General features: G+C 65.0%; 25 protein-coding genes. 3 read left to right on the top strand and 22 right to left on the bottom strand.

Features of this window, described 5'->3' with window-relative positions; translation table 11 throughout:
- Positions 1-77 precede the first annotated feature (77 nt).
- From CH274_RS25580 to CH274_RS29400, 10 genes are all read right to left on the bottom strand, one after another.
- Positions 78-686, bottom strand: coding sequence for a DNA-3-methyladenine glycosylase I (locus tag CH274_RS25580; protein WP_094659302.1), 609 nt, complete (start codon positions 684-686; stop codon positions 78-80).
- On the bottom strand, positions 683-1,012 hold the full coding sequence (locus CH274_RS25585; protein WP_032394091.1) for a DivIVA domain-containing protein: 330 nt from the start codon (positions 1,010-1,012) through the stop codon (positions 683-685). The genes CH274_RS25580 and CH274_RS25585 overlap by 4 nt, the downstream gene beginning before the upstream one ends.
- Positions 1,013-1,042: 30 nt before the next feature.
- Positions 1,043-1,972: a glucosyl-3-phosphoglycerate synthase gene (locus tag CH274_RS25590; protein ID WP_032394090.1), complete on the bottom strand. Its 930-nt coding sequence runs from the start codon at positions 1,970-1,972 to the stop codon at positions 1,043-1,045.
- Positions 1,969-2,829 (bottom strand): dihydropteroate synthase, encoded by an 861-nt coding sequence (folP, locus tag CH274_RS25595; protein ID WP_032394089.1) that lies wholly within the window; start codon positions 2,827-2,829, stop codon positions 1,969-1,971. Before folP ends, CH274_RS25590 begins: the two co-directional genes overlap by 4 nt.
- A 36-nt stretch (positions 2,830-2,865) precedes the next feature.
- Positions 2,866-4,641 carry a long-chain-acyl-CoA synthetase gene (locus CH274_RS25600; RefSeq protein WP_032394088.1) on the bottom strand — a complete coding sequence of 592 codons (1,776 nt, stop codon included), beginning with the start codon at positions 4,639-4,641 and terminating at the stop codon, positions 2,866-2,868.
- 92 nt (positions 4,642-4,733) lie between these two features.
- Positions 4,734-5,297, bottom strand: coding sequence for a TIGR00730 family Rossman fold protein (locus tag CH274_RS25605; protein WP_032394087.1), 564 nt, complete (start codon positions 5,295-5,297; stop codon positions 4,734-4,736).
- Positions 5,294-6,100, bottom strand: coding sequence for a TIGR00730 family Rossman fold protein (locus CH274_RS25610; RefSeq protein WP_094659303.1), 807 nt, complete (start codon positions 6,098-6,100; stop codon positions 5,294-5,296). The genes CH274_RS25605 and CH274_RS25610 overlap by 4 nt, the downstream gene beginning before the upstream one ends.
- A 10-nt stretch (positions 6,101-6,110) precedes the next feature.
- The gene (gene dapE, locus CH274_RS25615; RefSeq protein ID WP_094659304.1) at positions 6,111-7,196 is read right to left on the bottom strand and encodes a succinyl-diaminopimelate desuccinylase; all 1,086 of its coding nucleotides are present in this window, start codon (positions 7,194-7,196) and stop codon (positions 6,111-6,113) included.
- A gap of 11 nt (positions 7,197-7,207) precedes the next feature.
- Positions 7,208-8,152, bottom strand: coding sequence for an SMP-30/gluconolactonase/LRE family protein (locus CH274_RS25620; protein WP_094659305.1), 945 nt, complete (start codon positions 8,150-8,152; stop codon positions 7,208-7,210).
- Positions 8,153-8,198: 46 nt separating this feature from the next.
- On the bottom strand, positions 8,199-8,342 hold the full coding sequence (locus tag CH274_RS29400; protein WP_158462611.1) for a hypothetical protein: 144 nt from the start codon (positions 8,340-8,342) through the stop codon (positions 8,199-8,201).
- A 180-nt stretch (positions 8,343-8,522) separates the two neighbouring features.
- Here CH274_RS29400 and dapD point away from each other — a divergent pair, with 180 nt between their 5' ends.
- On the top strand, positions 8,523-9,476 hold the full coding sequence (gene dapD, locus CH274_RS25625) for a 2,3,4,5-tetrahydropyridine-2,6-dicarboxylate N-succinyltransferase (RefSeq protein ID WP_094659306.1): 954 nt from the start codon (positions 8,523-8,525) through the stop codon (positions 9,474-9,476).
- Between the two features lie 100 nt (positions 9,477-9,576).
- On the opposite strand, the gene CH274_RS25630 is transcribed toward dapD, so the two are convergent.
- The 5 genes from CH274_RS25630 to CH274_RS25650 all read right to left on the bottom strand — a co-directional run bounded on the left by CH274_RS25630 (position 9,577) and on the right by CH274_RS25650 (position 12,987).
- Positions 9,577-10,992 carry an HNH endonuclease signature motif containing protein gene (locus tag CH274_RS25630; RefSeq protein ID WP_094659307.1) on the bottom strand — a complete coding sequence of 472 codons (1,416 nt, stop codon included), beginning with the start codon at positions 10,990-10,992 and terminating at the stop codon, positions 9,577-9,579.
- A 70-nt stretch (positions 10,993-11,062) separates the two neighbouring features.
- Positions 11,063-11,458 (bottom strand): nuclear transport factor 2 family protein, encoded by a 396-nt coding sequence (locus tag CH274_RS25635; RefSeq protein WP_256993692.1) that lies wholly within the window; start codon positions 11,456-11,458, stop codon positions 11,063-11,065.
- 36 nt (positions 11,459-11,494) lie between these two features.
- Entirely contained in the window at positions 11,495-11,950 is a 456-nt protein-coding gene (locus CH274_RS25640; RefSeq protein WP_094646999.1) for a 6,7-dimethyl-8-ribityllumazine synthase, read from the bottom strand.
- 10 nt (positions 11,951-11,960) lie between these two features.
- Positions 11,961-12,392: a DUF1810 domain-containing protein gene (locus tag CH274_RS25645; RefSeq protein WP_094659575.1), complete on the bottom strand. Its 432-nt coding sequence runs from the start codon at positions 12,390-12,392 to the stop codon at positions 11,961-11,963.
- Positions 12,393-12,402: 10 nt separating this feature from the next.
- Positions 12,403-12,987, bottom strand: coding sequence for a TetR/AcrR family transcriptional regulator (locus CH274_RS25650; RefSeq protein WP_094659309.1), 585 nt, complete (start codon positions 12,985-12,987; stop codon positions 12,403-12,405).
- Positions 12,988-13,049: 62 nt separating this feature from the next.
- On the opposite strand from CH274_RS25650, the gene CH274_RS25655 reads away from it, so the two are divergent.
- A complete protein-coding gene (locus tag CH274_RS25655; protein ID WP_256993693.1) occupies positions 13,050-13,811 on the top strand; it encodes an SDR family NAD(P)-dependent oxidoreductase in 762 nt (253 codons plus the stop codon).
- Here the strand turns inward: CH274_RS25655 and CH274_RS25660 are convergent.
- Positions 13,786-14,226, bottom strand: a complete 441-nt coding sequence (locus CH274_RS25660; RefSeq protein ID WP_094629587.1) for a MarR family winged helix-turn-helix transcriptional regulator — start codon at positions 14,224-14,226, stop codon at positions 13,786-13,788. The two genes, CH274_RS25655 and CH274_RS25660, sit on opposite strands and share 26 nt — an antisense overlap.
- A gap of 60 nt (positions 14,227-14,286) precedes the next feature.
- On the opposite strand from CH274_RS25660, the gene CH274_RS25665 reads away from it, so the two are divergent.
- Positions 14,287-14,988: an SDR family oxidoreductase gene (locus CH274_RS25665; protein ID WP_068053041.1), complete on the top strand. Its 702-nt coding sequence runs from the start codon at positions 14,287-14,289 to the stop codon at positions 14,986-14,988.
- 13 nt (positions 14,989-15,001) lie between these two features.
- Here the strand turns inward: CH274_RS25665 and CH274_RS25670 are convergent, their stop codons facing one another.
- From CH274_RS25670 to CH274_RS25695, 6 genes are all read right to left on the bottom strand, one after another.
- Positions 15,002-15,487, bottom strand: coding sequence for a CoA-binding protein (locus CH274_RS25670; protein ID WP_094629585.1), 486 nt, complete (start codon positions 15,485-15,487; stop codon positions 15,002-15,004).
- The gene (locus CH274_RS25675) at positions 15,484-16,782 is read right to left on the bottom strand and encodes an O-acetylhomoserine aminocarboxypropyltransferase/cysteine synthase family protein (RefSeq protein ID WP_094659311.1); all 1,299 of its coding nucleotides are present in this window, start codon (positions 16,780-16,782) and stop codon (positions 15,484-15,486) included. Before CH274_RS25675 ends, CH274_RS25670 begins: the two co-directional genes overlap by 4 nt.
- A gap of 4 nt (positions 16,783-16,786) precedes the next feature.
- Entirely contained in the window at positions 16,787-17,299 is a 513-nt protein-coding gene (locus CH274_RS25680; RefSeq protein ID WP_094659312.1) for an OsmC family protein, read from the bottom strand.
- A 190-nt stretch (positions 17,300-17,489) separates the two neighbouring features.
- Entirely contained in the window at positions 17,490-18,149 is a 660-nt protein-coding gene (locus tag CH274_RS25685) for an SDR family NAD(P)-dependent oxidoreductase (RefSeq protein WP_094659313.1), read from the bottom strand.
- 48 nt (positions 18,150-18,197) lie between these two features.
- A complete protein-coding gene (locus CH274_RS25690) occupies positions 18,198-19,244 on the bottom strand; it encodes an ABC transporter substrate-binding protein (RefSeq protein ID WP_094659314.1) in 1,047 nt (348 codons plus the stop codon).
- Between the two features lie 43 nt (positions 19,245-19,287).
- The gene (locus CH274_RS25695) at positions 19,288-20,703 is read right to left on the bottom strand and encodes an acyl-CoA synthetase (protein ID WP_094659315.1); all 1,416 of its coding nucleotides are present in this window, start codon (positions 20,701-20,703) and stop codon (positions 19,288-19,290) included.
- Position 20,704 lies beyond the last annotated feature (1 nt).

A 20,704-nucleotide genomic window follows, 5' to 3' on the forward strand; every position in this document is an offset into this window, starting at 1 on the left:
CTGCGCCCACCAGCTCGGCGCCTAGGCCAAAAAGACAATTTCGTCGCGGGGCGACGGGTGTTGTCCCCTATTCTTCCCTATCGTCGTCGATACCGGGAACCGGAGTCGGTATTGACGACCTGCACCCAACACCCCGACAGGTGATCGTCGACCATTCCGGTGGCCTGCATCAAGGCGTAGGCAGTTGTCGGACCGACGAACCGTAGGCCCCGCCGCTTGAGCTCCTTGGCCAGAGCGGTGGACTCCGGAGTCGAGGCGGGCACATCGGAGAACTCGGTCAGGCGCGCCGGCCTGGGTTTCGGAGCGAACGACCAGAGCAGGGTGTCGAGGTCGGTATCGTCGAAATCGACGATGGCACGCGCGTTGCTCACCGCTGCGTCGATCTTGAGCCTGTTGCGCACGATGGACGCGTCGTTCATCAACCGTTCGACATCGGCGTCGCCGAACCGGGCCACCAGCCCGGGATCGAATCCGGCGAATGCCGTGCGGAAGCTGTCGCGTTTGCGCAGGATCGTGATCCACGACAGGCCCGATTGGAACGCTTCGAGACAGAGCCGCTCGTAGAGCTCGTTGCGGCCGTGGAGCGGCTGTCCCCATTCGAGATCGTGGTAGTTCCGGTACAGGTCGTCGTCGGTGGCACCCCAGGGGCAGCGCAGTCGGCCGTCCGGTCCGGCGACAGCGCTCATCGCTCGTCCGGCTCATCCGGGGACGGGGCGACCGTCTCCTGTGCCTGCTGCGCAGCCGACAGTCGCGAACGGAGCATGTCGATCTCGCCGCCCAGTCGCTCCAACGCCCAGTCGACCTCGCTGGGCTTGTAGCCGCGCAGGCTCTGCTGAAACTTCAGCGCGTGCACGTCGGCACCGGTGACGCCTTCGGCCGGCAGAACGGTCGCGGTGGTTCCCTCGGGCAGCGGGCCCAGTTCCTCACCGCGACCGAACACCGCTGACGCCACGAAGAACAATGCAGCGGCGACGACGGCAATGACGACGACGTAGATCAGCAGCGTCAACATGCCACGATCTTGTCACGACCGCCCGACACGCTACTTCAGCGAGTTCATCGCCGGTCGGTCCAGCAACGACACCTCGGTCGAGAACGGCTCGAACGAGTCGCCGTCGACCCGGAACTGCATCAGACCGGCACCGGAATCGACCATCCCGCACCGATTGAGCATCGTCCCGACGATCTGTCTGCTCATGGCCCCGAGTTCGACCAGCGGGCGGTTGCGGTGCTTGCGCACACCCAGATTGACCTGGCCGATCGCCCGCAGTCCGAGCCTGTCGTAGGTATCGAGCAGCAGCCCGATCTCCACTCCGTAGCCGGGTGCGAACGGCACCGCGGACAGAAGCTCACGCGTACCGGCATACTCACCGCCGAGGGGCTGAATGACCCCGGTCAGCTCGGGCCGAAGGGCAGCGAGCAGCGGCCTTGCCACGAGCTCGGTGACGCGTCCACCGCCGTTGGCGTCCTCTGTTCCACTGGTCCGCAACGGACGGCGGTAGTAGCCCTTGACGAGGTGGATGCCGTCGCCCATCAGCAGGGGGCCGAGCAACTTGGGCACGAACGCAGGATCGGGGTTGATCAGGTCGGAGTCGACGAACGCGATGAGATCACCGGTCGACGCGGCGACCGATCGCCACAGCACCTCGCCCTTGCCCGGTACCGGGTCCACGCCGGGTACCGCTTCTTCTCGGCTGATGACGCGTGCGCCGGCCGCTGTCGCGCGCACGGCCGTCTCGTCGGTGGAACCGGAGTCCAACACGATCAGCTCGTCGACGAGGCCACCGAGCAACGGGTGGATGGTGTCGATGACAGCGGCGACCGTCTGTTCCTCGTTCAGTGCCGGCAGTACCACCGACACCGTTCGGCCCGCTTTGGCGGCCTCGAGCTCGGCAATGGTCCACTCCGGGGTGTCCCAGCTGTTGGTCTCGGACCACGCCCGGGTGACGTCCGTTCGATCTGCAAGTGTCATGCCAGACCCCTGACCGTCCGCGCCGGGGTTCTCAGTCCCTGGATCGCTGCCACCATGTCGACGACTCTTCTGGTCGACGCAACTTCGTGCACCCGGAACATTCGGGCTCCGCCTGCTGCGGCCAATGCTGTCGCTGCCAATGTTCCCTCCAACCGGTCGGCGAGCTCTACCCCTAGAGTCTCGCCTACGAAGTCCTTGTTGCTCAGCGCCATGAGCACAGGCCACCCGGTGTTTACAAGATCGTCCACGCGACGCAACAACTCGAGCCCGTGATAGGTGTTTTTCCCGAAATCGTGCGTCGGATCGATCAGAATCGAATCTTTTTTCACCCCCTCCGCAACGGCGTTCTCCGCGGCGGCGGTGACTTCGGTGATCACGTCGGCCACCACATCGGCGTACCGAACCCGATGCGGGCGAGTACGGGGCACCGCACCGCCGGTGTGCGAGCAGACGATGCCGACTCCTTCGGCGGCAGCGACGCGCACCAGCTCGGGGTCGGCCCCGGCCCACGTGTCGTTGATCAGATCCGCTCCGACACCGCAGGCCAGTCGAGCTACCTCGCTGCGCCAGGTGTCCACACTGATCAGCAGCTCCGGATACGCGTCCCGGATGGCCTCGACGAACGGAACGACACGGCGGATCTCCTCCTCGGCGTCGACGATGTCGCCGGGACCTGCCTTCACACCACCGATGTCGATCATGTCGGCACCCTCTGCGACAGCCCGGTGCACCGACGCCATCGCAGCGTCGTCGCTGAAGTTCGCACCCCCGTCGTAGAACGAATCGGGGGTGCGATTGACGATGGCCATGACCAATGCGCGATCGTCGGCGACCGGTTTGCCGCAGAGGGTGCTCATGAAATCAATAGTGGCACGAGCGCATCTTTCGGGTGCTCAGCCCTTGGGAGCCTTGCCTGCGGCGACCTCGGCGACGTAGCCGTCGTACGCCTTCTCGTAGCCACCGGACTTGCCGCGCAGCACGTACAGGTCGCTGTCGCCGTCTTCCTCGTAGCCGAGCTTGCGCAGGGCCACCTTCTGACTCTTGAACGTCGACGTCTGCTCGAGGCTGTCGACGACCCTGACGAAGAGGGGCACCGCGTACGTGGGGAGCTTGTCGTAGAGGTGCGCGGCCGTGGACTTGCCGTCGAAGGTCTCGCCCTCGCGCAGCGTCACCGCAGCCATGCCTGCCTTGCCGTCGGTTCCCTCGATGTCGACGCCGTACACGACGGCACCGTCGATCGACGGATGCCCACCGAGCGCACCTTCGACCTGGGTGGTGGCCACGTTCTCACCCTTCCAACGGAAGGTGTCGCCGAGACGGTCGACGAATGCGACGTGCATCCAGCCCTGCTTACGAACCAGATCGCCGGTGTCGAACCACGCGTCGCCGTCCTTGAAGCCGTCGCGCACCAACTTCTTCTCGGTGGCCTTGTCGTCGGAGTAGCCGTCGAACGGTGCCCGGTCGGTCACCTTGGACAGCAACAGTCCGACCTCGCCGTTTCCGACCTTGCGGAGCTTGCCGTCCTGACCGCGCTTGGCCTTGCCGGACTCCTCGTCGTACTGGACGACGGCGTACGGGAGCGGGCAGATTCCGGCGGTCTTCTTCATGTTGAGGGCGTTGATGAACGCGATGTTGCACTCGCTTGCACCGTAGAACTCGGCGACGCGGGAGATGCCGAATCGTTCGGTGAACTCCTCCCAGATCTCCGGGCGCAGTCCGTTGCCGACGATCAGTTTCACCGAGTTGTCGCGGTCGGAGCTCTTCTTCGGCTGTGTCAGCAGGTAGCGGCACAGCTCGCCGATGTAGGTGAACGCGGTGGCCTTGTTGACCCGGATGTCGTCCCAGAAATTGCTCACCGAGAACTGCTTGCCGATGGCCATCGTCGCGCCGCCCGCGAGCACCGAGGACAGCGTCACCGTCAGCGCGTTGTTGTGGTAGAGCGGCAGGCAGCAGTAGATGACGTCGTTGCTGCGCAGCCGGACACCCATGTTGCCGAGACCGGACATGGACTTGAGCCAGCGGAAGTGGCTCATCAGGCTCGCCTTCGGCATGCCGGTGGTGCCCGAGGTGAAGATGTAGAACGCCTTCTCCTTGGCCTGGATCTCGGCGGTCACCTTCGGGTTGGCTGTCGACGCCGTCGCGGCGAGTTCGGCGAGTTTCTTCAGCGGCAGTACGGCACCGACCTTCGGCTCCCCGTCGAGCGAATCGAGCGCCTCCTGCGCGTTCTCGTCCAGTACGAGGACCTTCGCCTCGAGAATGCCCAGGCTGTGTTCGAGTACATCGCCGCGCTGGTTGTAGTTCAGCATTCCCGCGGTGGCGCCGAGTTTGACGGCGGCAAGTGCGGCGAACAGCGCCTCCGGACGGTTCTTGCTGAGGATGCCGACGACGTCGCCGCGCTTGACTCCGTGGTCTGCGAACACCGCGGCGTACTGGTTGACGAGCTCGTTCGCGTCCCGGTAGGTGATCGACTCACCCTCGAACCGCACGAACGGACGGTCGCTGTTCTTCGCGGCGGCATCCTGGAAGACCTGACCGATCGACGCCTTGTGGTCGGGTTTGCGGGTGAATCCCGCCAGGCCCTTGAGGAGACTGGGCACCTCCGTCACCATTTTCGGCAACGCGACCGCGAGGTCGGTCACTCCAATTTTCTGACGGGCATCGACAGCCATGTACTCCCCTTTGAAGACGATGTGAGATTTCTTACCCTACTTGAGAGTAACAACTTTGAGGAGCGCGCTCGTCGGCCACGGTTGGTGACCTGTCACAACGTTGCACAGGCGTCCAGGGCAGCCTCGACCGACGCGGTTCTGATCAGGGCATCCACAGCGCGCTGCTGGACGAAGCCCGTGGCCAGCAGCCCGTCGATCCACTGCATCATGCCGTCGAAATGTCCGAATGGGTCGAGCATCACCATCGGCTTGCTGTGCATCCCGAGATAGCCCGCGGTCCACGTCTCGAACAGCTCCTCCAACGTCCCGATGCCACCCGGCAAGGTGATGAACGCGTCGGCGCGGTCCTCCATGATCTTCTTCCGCTCGCGCATGGTGTCGGTGACGATCAACTCGTCGGCATCGACATCGGCGACCTCGCGATGCACGAGTGCTTTGGGGATCACACCGACCGTGTTGCCGCCCGCAGCTCGCGTCGCCGCAGCAACGGCGCCCATCATCGACACGTTGCCGCCGCCCGAGACGAGCTGCCAGCCTCGTCGGCCGATCTCGGTGCCGACCTCGGCGGCGAGGTCGATGAAGGAGGAGTCGACGGGACCGGACGCGCAGTAGACGCAGACACTGATCGCGCGTTCGGTCGTGCCACGATCGCTCACTGCTGGGCCTCGCGGACGATCCGGACAGCCTCGTCGACGCTGTCGGTGCAGTGGATCAGTTCGAGGTCCTTCTCGGACACCTTGCCTTCTTTCACGAGAGTCGTCTTGATCCAATCGAGCAGTCCCGACCAGAAGTCCTTGCCCAGCAACACGATCGGGAACCTGGTGACCTTGGCCGTCTGCACCAGGGTCAGCGCCTCGAAGAGTTCGTCGAGAGTACCGAAGCCGCCGGGAAGGCACACGAACGCCTGCGAGTACTTCACGAACATGGTCTTGCGAACGAAGAAGTAGCGAAAGTTGACGCCCAGATCGACCCATTCGTTGAGGCCCTGCTCGAACGGCAGCTCGATCCCGAGCCCGATCGAGTAGCCGTCGGCCTCGCTCGCACCTCGGTTCGCCCCCTCCATCGCGCCCGGCCCACCACCGGTGATGACGGCGAAGCCCTCCTTCGCGAGAGCGGCTCCGAGTTGCCGGGCTCGGGCGTACTCGGGATGGTCGACGGGGGTGCGCGCCGAACCGAACACCGTCACGGCCTTGGGGACCTCGGCGAGTGCACCGAATCCCTCGACGAATTCGCTCTGGATTCGCAAGACTCGCCAGGTGTCGGAGTGAATCCAGTTCCCTGGTCCTCGCTCGTCGAGCAGGCGCTGATCCGAGGTGGAGGTCTCGGTGTTCCGGCCACGCCGAAGTACGACGGATCCCTTGTGCTTGGCCGGCTTCTCGCTGCTGTGCCCCTCGAAACTGCTGTGTTCTTCGGAACTGCCGTGTTCCTCGGAACTACCTGGGTCCTGGTCGCTGTTCATGGCGTTCAGGCTATCCGGCAGTGAGGTAGCTCCGGAGAACCTGCGTGACGTGGGTGATCTGCTCGACGGGGACGCGTTCGTCGCGCTTGTGGGCGAGATTGGGGTCGCCGGGCCCGTAGTTGACCGCCGGAATACCGAGCGCCGAGAACCGGGAGACGTCCGTCCAGCCGTACTTGGCGCGGAATTGTCCGCCCGCGGCTTCGATGAGCGCAGCCGCCGCAGGCTGGTTCAGTCCGGGAAGGGCACCCGGCGACGAGTCGGTGACCTCGAAGCCGAGATCCAGTCCCTCGACCACCTCACGAACGTGTTCGACGGCGTCGTCGACGCTGCGATCGGGTGCGAAGCGAAAGTTGACATCGAGCTCGGCCGCGTCGGGAACGACGTTGCCCGCGACCCCACCGGAGATCCGGACCGCTTGCAGCCCTTCCCGATACACGCAGCCGTCGATGTCGACGGTGCGTGCGCGGTACGCTGCGAGCCGGTTCAGGACCGCTCCGAATTTGTGAATTGCATTGTCGCCCAACCAGGACCGGGCACTGTGGGCCCGTGTTCCCGACGCCGTCAACCGAACACGGAGTGTCCCTTGGCAACCGGCCTCGATGAACCCGCCGGACGGTTCGCCGAGGATCGCGACGTCGGCGACCAGCCATTCGGGAAGTTCGCGTTCGATGCGGCCCAGCCCGTTGCGGGCAGCCGCGATCTCCTCGCAGTCGTAGAACACCAGAGTGAGATCGTGCGCAGGATTGTCGATCGTCGCGGCGAGATGCAGGAACACTGCGTCGCCCGACTTCATGTCGACGGTTCCGCAGCCGTGCAGAATGTCACCTTCGGCGCTGTCGTGTTCCCGCCTCGACGGCACGTTGTCTGCGATGGGAACCGTGTCGAGGTGCCCGGCGAGCATCACGCGCGACCCGAGCCCGAGGTTGGTCCGGGCCAGCACGGCGTTGCCACTGCGGATGATCTCGAAGCCGGTGGTCTGGTCGCGGAGCGCCTGTTCCACCTCGTCCGCAATGCGCGATTCGTCCTCACTGACACTGGGGATGTCCACCAGCGCCGCGGTGAGGTCGATCGGGTCTGCATTCAGTTCGAGCGTCACGGGTGAAAACTCTAGGCCGTGGATCCCGGAATCTCGCGGACCACGCCGTCGAAGCCTGCACCGAACAATCTTCCGTTCGAGAACCCCTGGTCGGAGCGACCGTAGGCGACGACGCTGGTCAACCGAGTTCCGGTGCCGATGACGCACGTCGCCCCCGGCGCATCGATGCGGACGACGGAGCCGCCTGCATTCAGCGGCACCACCGGACGTCCGGCGTCGTCGAGGGTGAGCCCGTCCGGAGCTGCGAACGAGTCGAGCCCCGTCAGGTCGAGCACGCTTTCCGGTGCCGAGGGGTCGGCGAGCGGAATCCGGCTGACGCCCGGGTTCACGAAGGTGCGCGAGACGTAGAGGTACCGATCGGCGGCGTCGAGCACTGCGCCGTTGGCACTGGGGAAGCTCGCCCACGCCGGGTCGACCGAACCATCGGGGCCGATCCGGCCGATGAGCGAGCCGAAGTCGTTGGTGGCGTACACCGTTCCATCAGCAGCGACGGCGAGTCCGTTGGCTGCGCTCAGACCGGTGGCGAACGGGGTCACGGTCAGGGTGTTCACGTCGAGCCGCACGATCCCGGCGGCCTTGACGATGTCTCCGACGAAGACGCGAGGGTCGGCCCCGTAGCCGACCAGCAGGGTGCCGTCGGGCATCCAGGCCAGGGCACCACCGCCGCCGCTGGGAACCGTCGCGATGGGGTAGGCGGCCTGCCCCGGCGCGTCGATGCGGTACACCCGTCCGGAGACGATGTCGGTGACGTAGGCCCGGCCCGACGCGTCGACCGCCAGGCCTTCCAGAGCCGCACCCGGGATCCGTGCGACCACTGCCGACGGACCGCCTGCGCCGGCGCAGGAGGGATCAGCGACTGCGGTGCCGGACCCGACGACGACGCTCCCGGCCACCACCATCGCAGCAGCGATCGCCGTGACGACCGAACGCATACGCGCGGACTTGCTCGAACCCATGACACTCCCCCAACCTCGGCGACCCCCTGTCAGCCGATGACGATGTCTACCACGCGCCTGCGACATGCAAACCCAGGGCGACCCCGAGCACGATCGTCGTCGCCAGGGTCGTCACCAACCCTGTGAAGGACACACCGTCCGCCATCACCGAGGTCACTCCACGGATGCGGGAGTCGGGACGTGTGGTCACCGGGAAACTCTGTCAGCTTCCCCGCCGTCGATGCCTCCGCCGGCATTCCGATGCGATCACGCTCGACGGTCGAACCGATAACGAACCGACGCCGCGTCGGGAACGGCGTCCAGGAACAGTCGACGTTCCCGCAATGACGGGCCAACCCGCCCTCCGGGTCCACCGCGTATTCTTCGAGCCGTGAGCGCACAGGGAGCATCAGCAGTAGGTATTGCCAACATCACGACGTCGGGGCTCGTTCTCGACACCTGGTTTCCGAACCCGGAGCTCGGGTCGGGCTTCGAGACCGGCACCGTCCGGCTCGAGGGTTCGGACATCCCCGAGGAGCTGGCCGCTCTCGTCGGGCCGGACGAGGCGCGCGGCGTCGAGGTAGTCGCAGTGCGCACCAGCATCGCCTCTCTCGACGACGCTCCGATCGACGCCCACGACGCGTATCTGCGACTGCACCTGCTTTCGCACCGGTTGATTCAGCCGCACGGGCAGAACCTCGACGGCGTGTTCGGTCTGCTGTCCAATGTGGTGTGGACCAACTTCGGGCCCGCAGCGGTGGACGGTTTCGAGACGGTGCGCGCGAAACTTCGTGCCCGTGGTCCGGTGACCGTGTACGGAGTCGACAAGTTCCCGCGCCTGGTCGACTACGTCGTTCCCACCGGCGTTCGGATCGCCGACGCCGACCGCGTTCGTCTCGGCGCGCACCTGGCCAGCGGAACGACGGTCATGCACGAGGGCTTCGTCAACTTCAACGCCGGCACGCTCGGCAACTCGATGGTCGAGGGTCGCATCTCCGCGGGCGTCGTCGTGGGTGACGGTTCCGACGTGGGCGGCGGCGCGTCGATCATGGGCACGCTCTCCGGCGGCGGCAAGAACGTCATTTCCGTCGGAAAGAGCTGCCTGCTGGGCGCGAACTCCGGACTCGGCATCTCACTCGGTGACGACTGCGTCGTCGAGGCCGGGCTCTACATCACCGCAGGAACCAAGGTGAGTGGCCCGGATGGAACAGTGGTGAAGGCGGCGACACTGTCCGGCAAGTCCAACCTGCTGTTCCGTCGCAACTCGCTGTCGGGCGCTGTCGAGGTGGTGCCGTGGAAGGGCACCGGCGTCGAACTGAACGCGGCACTGCACGCCAACGACTGAGAGCTGAATTCCCGAATCAGGCTTACTGCCAACCTCTTCCAGCCCCGCACCGTGTTCTCGGTGCGGGGCTGGATTGTTTCTGCGGTTCGTCTGGGCAGGCTCAGGCGATGTGGGGGCCTGCTCGGGCGTGGGATGGTCGGGGTTGTCGATATGGGTCGACGGTGGCCGGTGGCACGAACCAGGGGTGGTTGTCGACGCCGATGAACACTTCCCAGTCACTGTGGTGGAGGAGTCGGTGGTGGAATCCGCACAGTAGGACGAGGTTGTTCATGTCGGTGGGTCCGCCGTCTGCCCAGTGCCGGATGTGGTGTGCCTCTGTCCAGGATGCGGGTTTACCGCAGCCGGGGAAGGCGCAGGTGTGGTCTCGGGCGATGAGCGCCTTCTTCTGTTTGGCGGTGACGGTGCGTGCGGTGCGAGCGAGGTTGATCGGGGAGCCGTTCTCGTCCATGACGATGGCGGTGAGCAGGCAGTCGCAGGCCAGTTGCCGGGAGGTGTTGCGGGAGAGCGGTCCCATCCAGGGCAGCCACCCGACCGAAGTACCGTCGCCGAACAGGTCCCGGTATGCGCCGCGATCCGTTGCACGGCGGTCACTGCCACTGCCGTTGTCCGGCTCGGTTGGTGCGTCGTCGATGATGAGGCTACCGGTGTTGATGTCGACCGGATCGCCTGCTTCTGTGTCGGATTCGGCTGCAGCGCGCGTGGTTTCGTCGTCGGCGATGTCGTCTGCGTCGGCATTGTCGCGGAGGTCGGTGAGATCGCGCAGGGTGATGTGCAGGTTCAGGTGCGGTCTCTCGCCGCCTTCGATGGGTCGATCACTCGAGGCAAGGTATTGGTCGAGGATGTGTCCGAAGGCGTCGGCTCGTCGCTTGGCGGGGCTGCGGTCGTCTCCGGTTTTGGGTGTCTCGGTGCCGTCGGGGTCGGGTCGTGGTTCGGTCAACGGTGAGAGTGCGGTAAGCAGCTTCTCGCCGGTGACGGCATCGAAGTCCCCTTTCAACACCAGCCGCCCGTTGAGGGTTTTGGAGGCAAGGAGTTCGTTGCGATCGGTGTCGTCGGCGGGTGGTGTCTTGCCGCCGTAGGTGTCGTGGAGTCTGGTGATCGCTTCCCGGATGCGGCCGGTGCGGGCTCCAGGTCCGGTGGCGGCGGTGATCATCGCTTTCCGGGCGATGTCTTGCCCTTCTTGCGGCAGCTTTTTCGGTGGGGTTTCGGCGAAGGCGAGGATCAGGGCGGCATGGTCGATGGTCATGACGCCGGCGTTCACGGCGTCGGCGATGTCGGGGAAGTTCTTCAGTCCGCGGGCGAGGGCGACGATCTTGGTGGCCTTGGACGGTGAGAGCAGGGTGGTGGAGGTGAGCCAGACTGCGGGTCCGGGGAAGCCGAGTTTCTCCCGGCTCACGCGGGTGTCGATGTCGGCGACGAGGGCGATGCGTCGGGCTTCGAGGAGCTGGATCTGGTGGGAGACCGCGGCGGCGTCGGCGAGGAGTTCGGCCTCGGTCAGTTGCCAGATCGCTGTGGTCATGCCATGAAGTGTATCGAACGTGCGTTCGACTGACAACCTTCGTTGAATCGAAAACTATTGCGCTGCTTGACTATTCAGTATTCCAAACCTGTCGGTGGGGTGTGGTATCGGATACGGTCGTGCCTTGGTGATAAAGGATTTTCCAATCACCCGCGCGGCGTTGCCACAACGTCATCCTGCGGGTGGATCGGCCGCCCTGCTCGAGAATGTAGGTCAGCAAATACGTATTCGAGGCAATTTCTCGGAGCTCGAATTCACTGGCTGTCCAGTCGACATCGAGTTGCCCGGTGGGGTCGGATGCGTATCGCTTTTCGAGAACGGCCCAGACGTGCTCGCGGTCGTATCGCCTGCCCGACGCACCGACCTCCCAGAAACCCACGTCCGTCAGGCGATCGAAATCCTCACGCGTGATGCCGAACTCACGGCGATGGAAAATCGGCTCTCGTCGTTCGAGCTCCTCGAGCACCGCATACTCGTCGAACACAGGATTGCCCGCCGAGCGTCAGCCGATGGTCCCCAGTGACGCCAGGGTTTTCACTACAGCCCGCGCGGCTTCTGCGCCTTTGGTTTCGAGGTGAGCGGTGAAGAAGGCGTTGTGGTCGGCGTGTTCGTGGAAGTGGTGTGGCGTCAGCACCACGGAGAACACCGGCACGTCGGTGTCCAGCTGCACTCGCATCAGGCCGTCGATGACCGCCGTTTCGACGAAGTCGTGTCGGTAGATTCCGCCGTCCACCACCAGTGCAGCGGCGACGATCGCGGAGTACTTGCCCGTCTTGGCGAGCCGCTGTGCGTGCAGTGGGATCTCGAAGGCCCCGGGTACCTCGAACACGTCGACAGTCGTCTCGGTTTCTCCGAGATTCTTCAGCTCGGCAGCGAATCCCACTCGCGCACGATCGACGATGTCCAAGTGCCAGCTGGCGTGGACGAAGGCAATGGATCCGGCGAGTGGAGTCGTCATGGATGCGATGCTAGCGGTATCGCGCGTCGAGCAAGTCGAGTGTCGGGCTATCGAATTCACCGGCGAAATACTTCTGCAACACTTCGCCGAATACGGACGGGCCCTTGGTAGCTTCGGCGAAAAGCGTCATGGACGAATGCAACTTCAGGTTGTCGGGATAACCGAAGATATCGTCGACCGTCCGCCCCTCGACAGCTGCAACAAGCCTTGCCGCCTTCTTCAGGCGAGGGCCCAGCACTTCGTGCGAGAGATAGAACTCCGCCTCGGTCAGATCGGCGATGCCGAAGTGTTGAGCGGTCGCGCTACGCCCCAGTCCCGCCAACTGCGGGAACACGAACCACATCCAGTGTGTCTGCTTGCGTCCCGCCTTCAGTTCCTTCGTCACCGCGGTCCAGACGGGGTCCTGGGCATCGACGAAGCGTTGCAGGTCGTATTCGGTCATGCCGTTCAACCTAGGTGAACCCACGCAGCAGCGTGTCGACGGTCGCGTCGAGAAGATCCTCGATCGCGACGCCGTCGAGCAGGTCCCCGGTGGCCAGCATCGCAAGTCCGTGCACGCTCGCGAAAGCAACCCGCGCGAGGATCGCGGGCGGGGCATCGGTGATCACACCCGCGGCGATGGCTTCGCCGAGCAATGCCTCGGTGGCGGTCATGCTCTCGTGCGCAACAGTTTTCAGCTTCTCGCTGGCGTCGGGATGATGCTTGGTGCTGTACATGACGTCCAGCAACTCCGGATGTTCGACGGCGAATCCGAGGTAGGCGCGAGCGACTGCACGAAACCGAGCCATCAGCTCACCGGGTCCAGTTGCCGCGGCGACCATCCGGCGGTTCAGCTCCTCGAAACCGTGCAGGGCCAGCGCATCCAACAGCGCTTGCTTGTCGCGGAAGTGGCGCGCGGGAGCACCGTGACTGACCCCGACATCTCTGGCCAGCTGTCGAAGTGACAACGCGTCGACTCCGCGGTGCGCGATGCTCCGTTCGGCCTCGTCGAGCAGTACCGCGCGCAGGTCACCGTGGTGGTACCGCTGCGTTGCCATGGGTTCCACCCTAGGCGATGTTGGCGTTGACAACAATGCTGACACTGCCTACATTGGCGGACATGACTTCCACAGCACTGATCACCGGAGCAAGTTCGGGCCTCGGCGAGGAGTTCGCCACTCGATTCGCGGCACGGGGCGAGAACGTCGTCCTGGTGGCACGGCGTGCCGACCGACTGGACACCCTGGCACGAAGTATCGAAGCCGACCACGGCGTCACCGCAACCGTTGTCGCGATGGATCTGGGAGTTCCCGGCGTCGGCGAGACCCTCCGAACCACATTGGCCGACAAAGGAATCATCCCCACCACACTCGTCAACAACGCAGGTTTCGGAACTCACGGGAAATTCGCCGACGAGGATCCCGAGCGCATCGCCGCAGAGATCGCGCTGAACGTGAGCGCGCTGGTCGACCTGACGCATGCGTTTCTGCCCAACCTCACCGGCGCGCTGATCAACATCGCGAGTACCGCTGCGTACCAACCCACCCCCAACATGGCTGTCTACGGTGCCACGAAGGCCTTCGTCCTCAACTTCACCGAGGCCTTGGCCTTCGAGCACCGCAGCTCGCCGCTGAAGATTCTCGCGCTCTCCCCCGGCCCCACCCGCACCGAGTTCTTCGACGTCGTGGGGTCCAAAGACGCCGCGGTGGGCAACTTCCAGACCTCCGAGCAAGTGGTCGCGACGGCTCTGCGCGCGTTGGACTCTCGCCGCACCCCCGCCAGCATCGTGTCCGGCCTGTCCAACAAGATCAGCGCCGGCAGTGTCCGTTTTGCTCCACGTGCACTGGCCACCGTGATCAGTGGTCGCCTGCTGAAAGCATGAGGCCGGCAAGGATGCGCTCGAACACCACTCGCTCGGAAGCCGGAATCGCGTCGAGCAGATACCGTCTGACCGCCTCCGCGTGAACGGGCCGCGCGCGCACGACGGCGTCGCGCCCCACCTCGGTGAGAACTACCTCCACTCCCCCGTCGACCGGACGACGAGTGATCAGTCCGCGGTCGGCCATTCGGGTCAGATGATGCGACAGCCGACTGCGATGCCACTCGAGCAACGCCGCCAATGCGCTCTGCCGCAGCACCCCATGCCCTATTTCGTGCACTCGGGTCAGAACCGCGAAGTCCTGATCCGACAAGCCAGTTCTGTCCGCGATCTCCGCGGTGACGCGAGTCCATACGGCGTCCTGCGCCCGCTTCCACGCGTGCCACAGGGCCATCTCGGATTCGTTCAACAGCGTCATTGCGCCACCCTATCCACCGACCTGTTGACATGACAACACAACCGGGTGCATGGTGTTGATATGACAACACACACTGCTTTGGTCACGGGTGCCAACCGAGGCATCGGCCTTGCCATCGTCCGCGGCCTCGCCGCCCAGGGGTTTGTCGTCTATCTGGGCTCGCGAGATCTCGCCGGGGGCGTCACCGCGGCCACCGGGATCGACGGAGACGTACGCCCGATTCGGCTCGATGTCACCTCGGCCGACGACATCGACGAGGCCGTCCGACACATCGACACCGAAGTGGGCCACCTCGACGCTCTGATCAACAACGCAGGCATCAACGTCGGCTATCACCGCCCTATCGAGGAGAATTCGTCGGATCTGCGAAAGGTGTACGACGTCAACGTCTTCGCCGTCGTCGATGTGACCAACGCATTCCTGCCGCTACTGAGAGAGTCCCCGGCCGGTCGGATCGTCAACGTCACCAGCAAGCGCGGTTCCATCGGCGAGGACGGCGCATGGGTGGGCACGCCATCGATGGCGTATTCGAGCTCGAAGACCGCTCTGAACGCCCTCACCGTCCACTACGCCCGAGACCTTGCCGATACCCCGATCAAGGTCAACGGAGCAGCTCCTGGGCACGTCGCCACCGACTTCAATGGATTCCGCGGAACGCGATCGCCGGACGAGGGTGCGGCCGTGGCGATTCGACTCGCCACCCTCGACGCCGACGGACCCACCGGACTGGTTTTCGAGGACAACACCGTCCTCACGTGGTGAGGCGTACGCGCGCCTACCCCCGTGTCCGACGCGAATCGATCACTCCCGTATCGAATCCGGCCAGGTGCAATCCCCCGTGGAATCGGGCGTGTTCGATCTTGAGGCACCGATCCATGACGACGTTCAATCCCGCTGCCTCGCCGTCGTTGGCCACCTGCTCGTGCCACAGCCCCAGCTGAAGCCAGATCGTCTTCGCCTGCGCTGCAATGGTTTCCGAAAGCACTTCAGGAAGGTCGTCGTACTTGCGGAACACGTCGACCAGATCCGGCGGCTTCGGTAGTTCGGCGAGTGTGGGGTATACCGTCGTTCCTTCGATGTCGGTGACCGTCGGGTTCACCAGAAAGATCTCGTAGTTGCTCGTCGACGAGAGGTATCGGTTGACGAAGTAGCTTGCCCGCGAGGGGTTCTTCGACGCACCGACGATCGCGACGGTCTTCGTCTCTCGCAGGATGCGTTGCCGCTGCGGCGCGGACGGGCCCTGCCAGGTGCGTTCGCTCATGACCGAGCCTTTCCTGTTGCCAGCGTCAGGACCTGATCCAGGTCCCACAGAATGTCCTCGGCGTCTTCGAGGCCGACGCTGATACGAATCAGCTCGGGACCGACACCTGCTCCGCGCAGTTGCTCGTCGGTCAGTTGTCGGTGCGTGGTGCTGCCCGGGTGGATAACCAGCGTGCGCACGTCACCGATGTTGGCGACGTGGCTGGCGACCTGGACGCTCTCGACGAACGCCTGCCCGGCCTCGCGGCCACCGTCGATTCCGAAAGCGAACACCGCACCGGGACCGGTGGGGAGGTACTTCGCTGCTCGGTCGTGGTGTGGGTGACTGTGCAGCCCGGCCCATCTCACGTACTCGATCCGGGGATCTGCCTCGAGCCACTCGGCGACCACTCGGGCATTACCGACGTGCGCATCCATCCGTTGCGGCAGCGTTTCCACTCCCTGGATCAACGTGAATGCCGATTGCGGTGCCAATGCGCCCCCGATGTCGCGCAACTGCTCGCTGCGCAGCTTCGTCAGAAAGCCGTACTCGCCGAAGTTCCCCCACCACGACAGCCCGCCGTACGACGCAACCGGTTCGGTCATCTGCGGGAATTTTCCCGAGCCCCAATCGAATCGACCGGATTCGATCACCACTCCCCCGAGGGTGGAACCATGTCCGCCGAGGAACTTGGTGGCCGAGTGGATCACGATGTCGGCACCGAATTCGATGGGCCGACTGAGCCAGGGAGTCGCCATCGTCGCGTCGATCACCAACGGAATTCCGTGATCGTGCGCGACAGCGGCGAGACCCTCGAGGTCGGCGATCTCGCCCGACGGGTTGCCGATGATCTCGGCGTAGATCAGTTTGGTCGAATCCGTCACCGCCGCTGCGTAATCCGCCGGATCGGTGCCGGGAACGAAGGTGGTCTCGACGCCGAAGCGGCGCAGGGTCACATCGAGCTGGGTCACCGTGCCGCCGTAGAGCCCGGCCGCGGCAACGATGTGGTCTCCGCTACCGGCAAGCGCAGCGAACACCGCGAACTCGGCCGACAACCCACTGGCGAACGCGACCGCCCCGATACCGCCTTCGAGGCTCGCGATGCGCTCCTCGAAGGCGGCGACGGTGGGATTCCCGATGCGGCTGTAGACGTTGCCGTACTTCTGCAGAGCGAACAGATCGCCCGCGTCCGCCGAATTCTCGAACACGTAGCTCGCCGTCTGATAGATCGGCACCGCACGCGAACCGGTGGAAGGGTCAGGTCTCGCTCCGGCGTGAATTGCTCTGGTACGCAGACCGAATGTCCGTTCGCTCATGACGTCAGGCCGTTTCGAGAACGGTGTGGATCGGGGTGGGATTGCGCGTGAGATCCAGCACGGGGCAGTGATCGTCGACGGCCTGCTGCAGCTCCTCGTACCGCTCCCGCGACTCGGGACCGGTGACGGTCACCACGACCCGCACCTCACCGAAACCGGGACGAACGTCGTCGTCGAAACCGAAGAATCCGCGAACGTCGAGGTCACCCTCGGCCTTGGCCTTGATGTCGTCGACGACGATACCGAGCTTCTCCGCCCAGACGCGGTACGTGACCACTTGGCAGGACAGCAGTGACGCCAGGTAGTACTCGACCGGGTTGGCCGCCTTGTTCTCACCACCGAGGGCGGGCGGCTCGTCGACCTCGACGCTGTACTTGCCCAGGGTGACGGTGCTGGCGACGGCATCGTGCGCGGTGACCGAGGCCCGGAAGACCGCCTGGGCGTTCTTGGCGTCGGCCTGCACGGCCTCGTCGGTGGCGGCGATGATGCCGCCGAGGTGGGACACAGATGTGGTCATGAGTGATCCTGTTCGTCGAAAAAGGTTGCCGGAAGAACCCGAGGAGCACGTAGAGCTCGTCGGGGCTGGGTTCGATCGACAGTTACGAACAGGAAGAAGTGCAGACCAGGCACAGATCGATGGTGCGACGACGCACGAGCCTTCTGCCCGCGTCGGTCACATGTGTCTCGGTCACGGTGCCGACAATAGCCTAAGAGAACTGGTCTGCGCCGACGTCGGTTTCGTCGTCGGTGATCGCCGCGACGATACGTTCCGCCACCGCCTCCGGCGTCAGACCCTGGGGCAGTTTCGGTGCCTGCCCGGCGATCGGCCGCGTCGCAAGACCCGTCTCGGTGTGCGGCGGACGCACGTCCACGATCCTGATCTTCGACTTACGTGCCTCTGTACGAACGCTTTTCAGCAGTGCCGTCACCGCGGCCTTGCTCGCCGAGTAGGCACCCATGTTCGGCATCGGCTTGTCGGCCACGACGGCACTGATGTTGAGCACGAACCCGCCCTGATCCAGGGTGGTCAGCGCTTCTCGAAGTACCCGCAGTGGTGCGAGATAGTTGAGCAGCAACAGTTCGTCGACGGTGTCGTCGTCCACCTCGGTGACCGGCCCGAACGCCACGACACCTGCGGCGATGACGATCCCGTCCAGTCCGCCGTGGTGTTCGACGGCCTCCGCGACCACCGAGCGAGCCGAATCAGGCAGCGTCAGATCGGCATTCACCGTGTGGTGGTCAGACTCGATGCTCCGGCCGCTCACGGTCAGCCGAGCACCGGCCTTCGCGAGCTGCTCGACGATCGGACCGCCGAGACCGCCACTGGCACCGAATACGAGAATGCGCGCACCATCGATAGTGGTCATCTCTCGAATTTAACCGCCGCCTCGCACTCTCGCTGACGACGGCGTTCATCAGAGCAGTTCGGCTGCGCGGCGGACCACATCGATGCAGATGTCGAGATTGAGCGGGCTCAACGTCGAGAAGCCCTGAGCCACTTCACCTTGTTCGAGCACCACCACCCGGCCCGCTGCGACGCTCGGCAACGAGGTGAACAGTCCGGTATCGACGATCCCGGTCGAGCCGAAGTCGAACACGACGAGCACGTCGGCATCGGCGAGGATGTCGGCGTTCTCTGCGGAGAACTCGGGGCGCGGGGCGTCGGCGGTCGCTCCGTCGGACAGGGCGGCGACCGTCGTGAACCCGGCCCGCCGGAACAGATCCACGGCAGGGATCGACTCGTGACCGAGTCCGTAGAACGTCGCCGTGTCGTAGGCGGCAATCAGACCGACCGTCGCACCCGCGACGTCGAGGCCTTCGAGCGCGGCGGACATTCTCGCCTCGGTGTCCGAGATGAGCTCGTCCGCGCGATCTCGCCGATCGAGTGCGTCTCCGATGATCTGCAGGTTGCGTCGCCAATCGAAGTACGCGATCTGAAGCACCGGGGCGAGCGATTCGAGCTGGGAACGAGACTCGGCCACCCCGTCGTCTCCGATGATGAGGTCCGGTTCCGCCGCGGCGATGCGCTCGGTGTCGATCGACTCGCCGAGGGAGATCCGCTCACTCGACCCGCCGAGTTCGGTGAGAGCGTTCTCGTGCCATTCCCACGACCGGTTCGGTGCGCCGGTCATCTCGGCGAAGCCCTCACGCACCCCGAACTGCACGGGGACGACACCGAGCGCGAGCACCGTGTCCAGATCCCACAGGTTGGCCACACACGCCACCCGCTGTGGCCGACGGTCGATCACGACGGACTCACCGGCATCGTCGACGATCGTGCGCGGATAGCCGTCCGCCGCCGTCCCGTCGCCCGGGGCCTGCTCCTCACCGGTACCGCATCCGGCGAGCAGGGCCGCGATCGCGACGCTGCCGATGAGGAACTCACGACGCGTCGCGGCCTCGATCGTGCCGGTCTCGAGCTGGGTTGCCCCGATGGCGATTGCGGGCGCAGGTGCGGTCATGGCCCAGAACAATAGGCATGCCTAACCTATAACGTCAACAGCGTCAGCCGAGCAACTTCTTCTGCACCTTCCCCATCGCATTACGCGGGAGGGAGTCGACGACGCGAATCTCACGGGGCCGCTTGTGAATCGACAGCTCGGTGGCCACCAGATCGATCAGCACCCGATCCTCCACATCGGTTCCGACGACGAACGCGACGATGCGCTGACCCAGATCGTCGTCGGGCACACCGACCACGGCCACCTCGTCGACGCTCGGATGCCCCAGCAACACCGTCTCGATCTCCCCTGCGCCGACGCGATATCCGCCGGACTTGATCAGATCGGTCGAGGCTCGTCCCACGATTCGGTGGAAGCCGTCGGGCTCGATGAGAGCGACGTCCCCGGTGTCGAACCACCCGTCCTCGGTGAAGGTCTTCGCCGTCGCCTCGGGGTTGTTCAGGTAGCCGTCGAACAGCATCGGGCAGCGAATCTGCAACGCTCCGATGGATTCGCCGTCGTGCGGCAGGATTTCGCCCTTCTCACCGCGCAACCGTGTCTCGACGCCCGCGACCGGCAGTCCGACCGAGCCTGCGCGACGCTCCCCGTCGGCGCGGGTGCTGATGGTGATGAGGGTTTCGCTCATGCCGTATCGCTCGATCGGAGCCTGGCCGGTGAGTTCACGCAGCTTCTCGAACACCGGGACCGGAAGCGGGGCACTGCCGGAAACCAGCAGACGGGCACCGGCAAGAGCGCGGGCCGAGTCCTCGTCCGCGGCGATGCGCGACCATACGGTCGGCACCCCGAAGTACAGGGATCCGCGTGCGGCCGCGTACAGCTCCGGCGTCGGCTTACCGGTGTGGATCAGCGGGCTGCCCACCCGAAGCGGGCCGAGGACACCGAGAATGAGGCCGTGCACGTGGAACAACGGAAGCCCCTGCACCACAGTGTCTTTCGACGTCCATGCCCAGGCCTGCGCCAACGCGTCGAGCCCGGCCGCGATGGCGCTGCGAGAGATCAGGACGCCTTTCGGCGGGCCGGTGGTACCGGAGGTGTAGAGCACGAACGCAACCGAGGACGGCAGAGGTTCGGGGTAGCTGTGCCACGACCGTGCATGCTGACGCACCGGCAGAACATCGAGGCCGGAGGTATCGGGCGGTGCTTCACCGAGCCACGCCTGCGCGCCCGAGTCGCGGAGGATGTGCTCACGTTCGGCCACCCCGGCATCGGGCGGAACGGGTACCACGGTGACACCGGCGATCAGTGCACCCACGACGGCGAGCACCGTCTTCACCGACGGCGTCGCGTAGATCGCGAGGCGGTCGGCTCGTGAGATGCGCTCGGCCACGGACGTCGCCGCGCCCAGGATATCGGCACGAGAGAGGGAGACTCCGTCGATCGTGATGGCGTCGGGAATATCGTCTCCCCGCGCAACGGCGAGTGGGTTCAGTGAACGAAGCAGCACATGGCTACCGTACATA

The sequence above is a fragment of the Rhodococcus sp. 06-418-5 genome (assembly GCF_002258285.1).
In the GTDB taxonomy this organism is placed as follows: Bacteria; Actinomycetota; Actinomycetes; order Mycobacteriales; family Mycobacteriaceae; genus Rhodococcoides.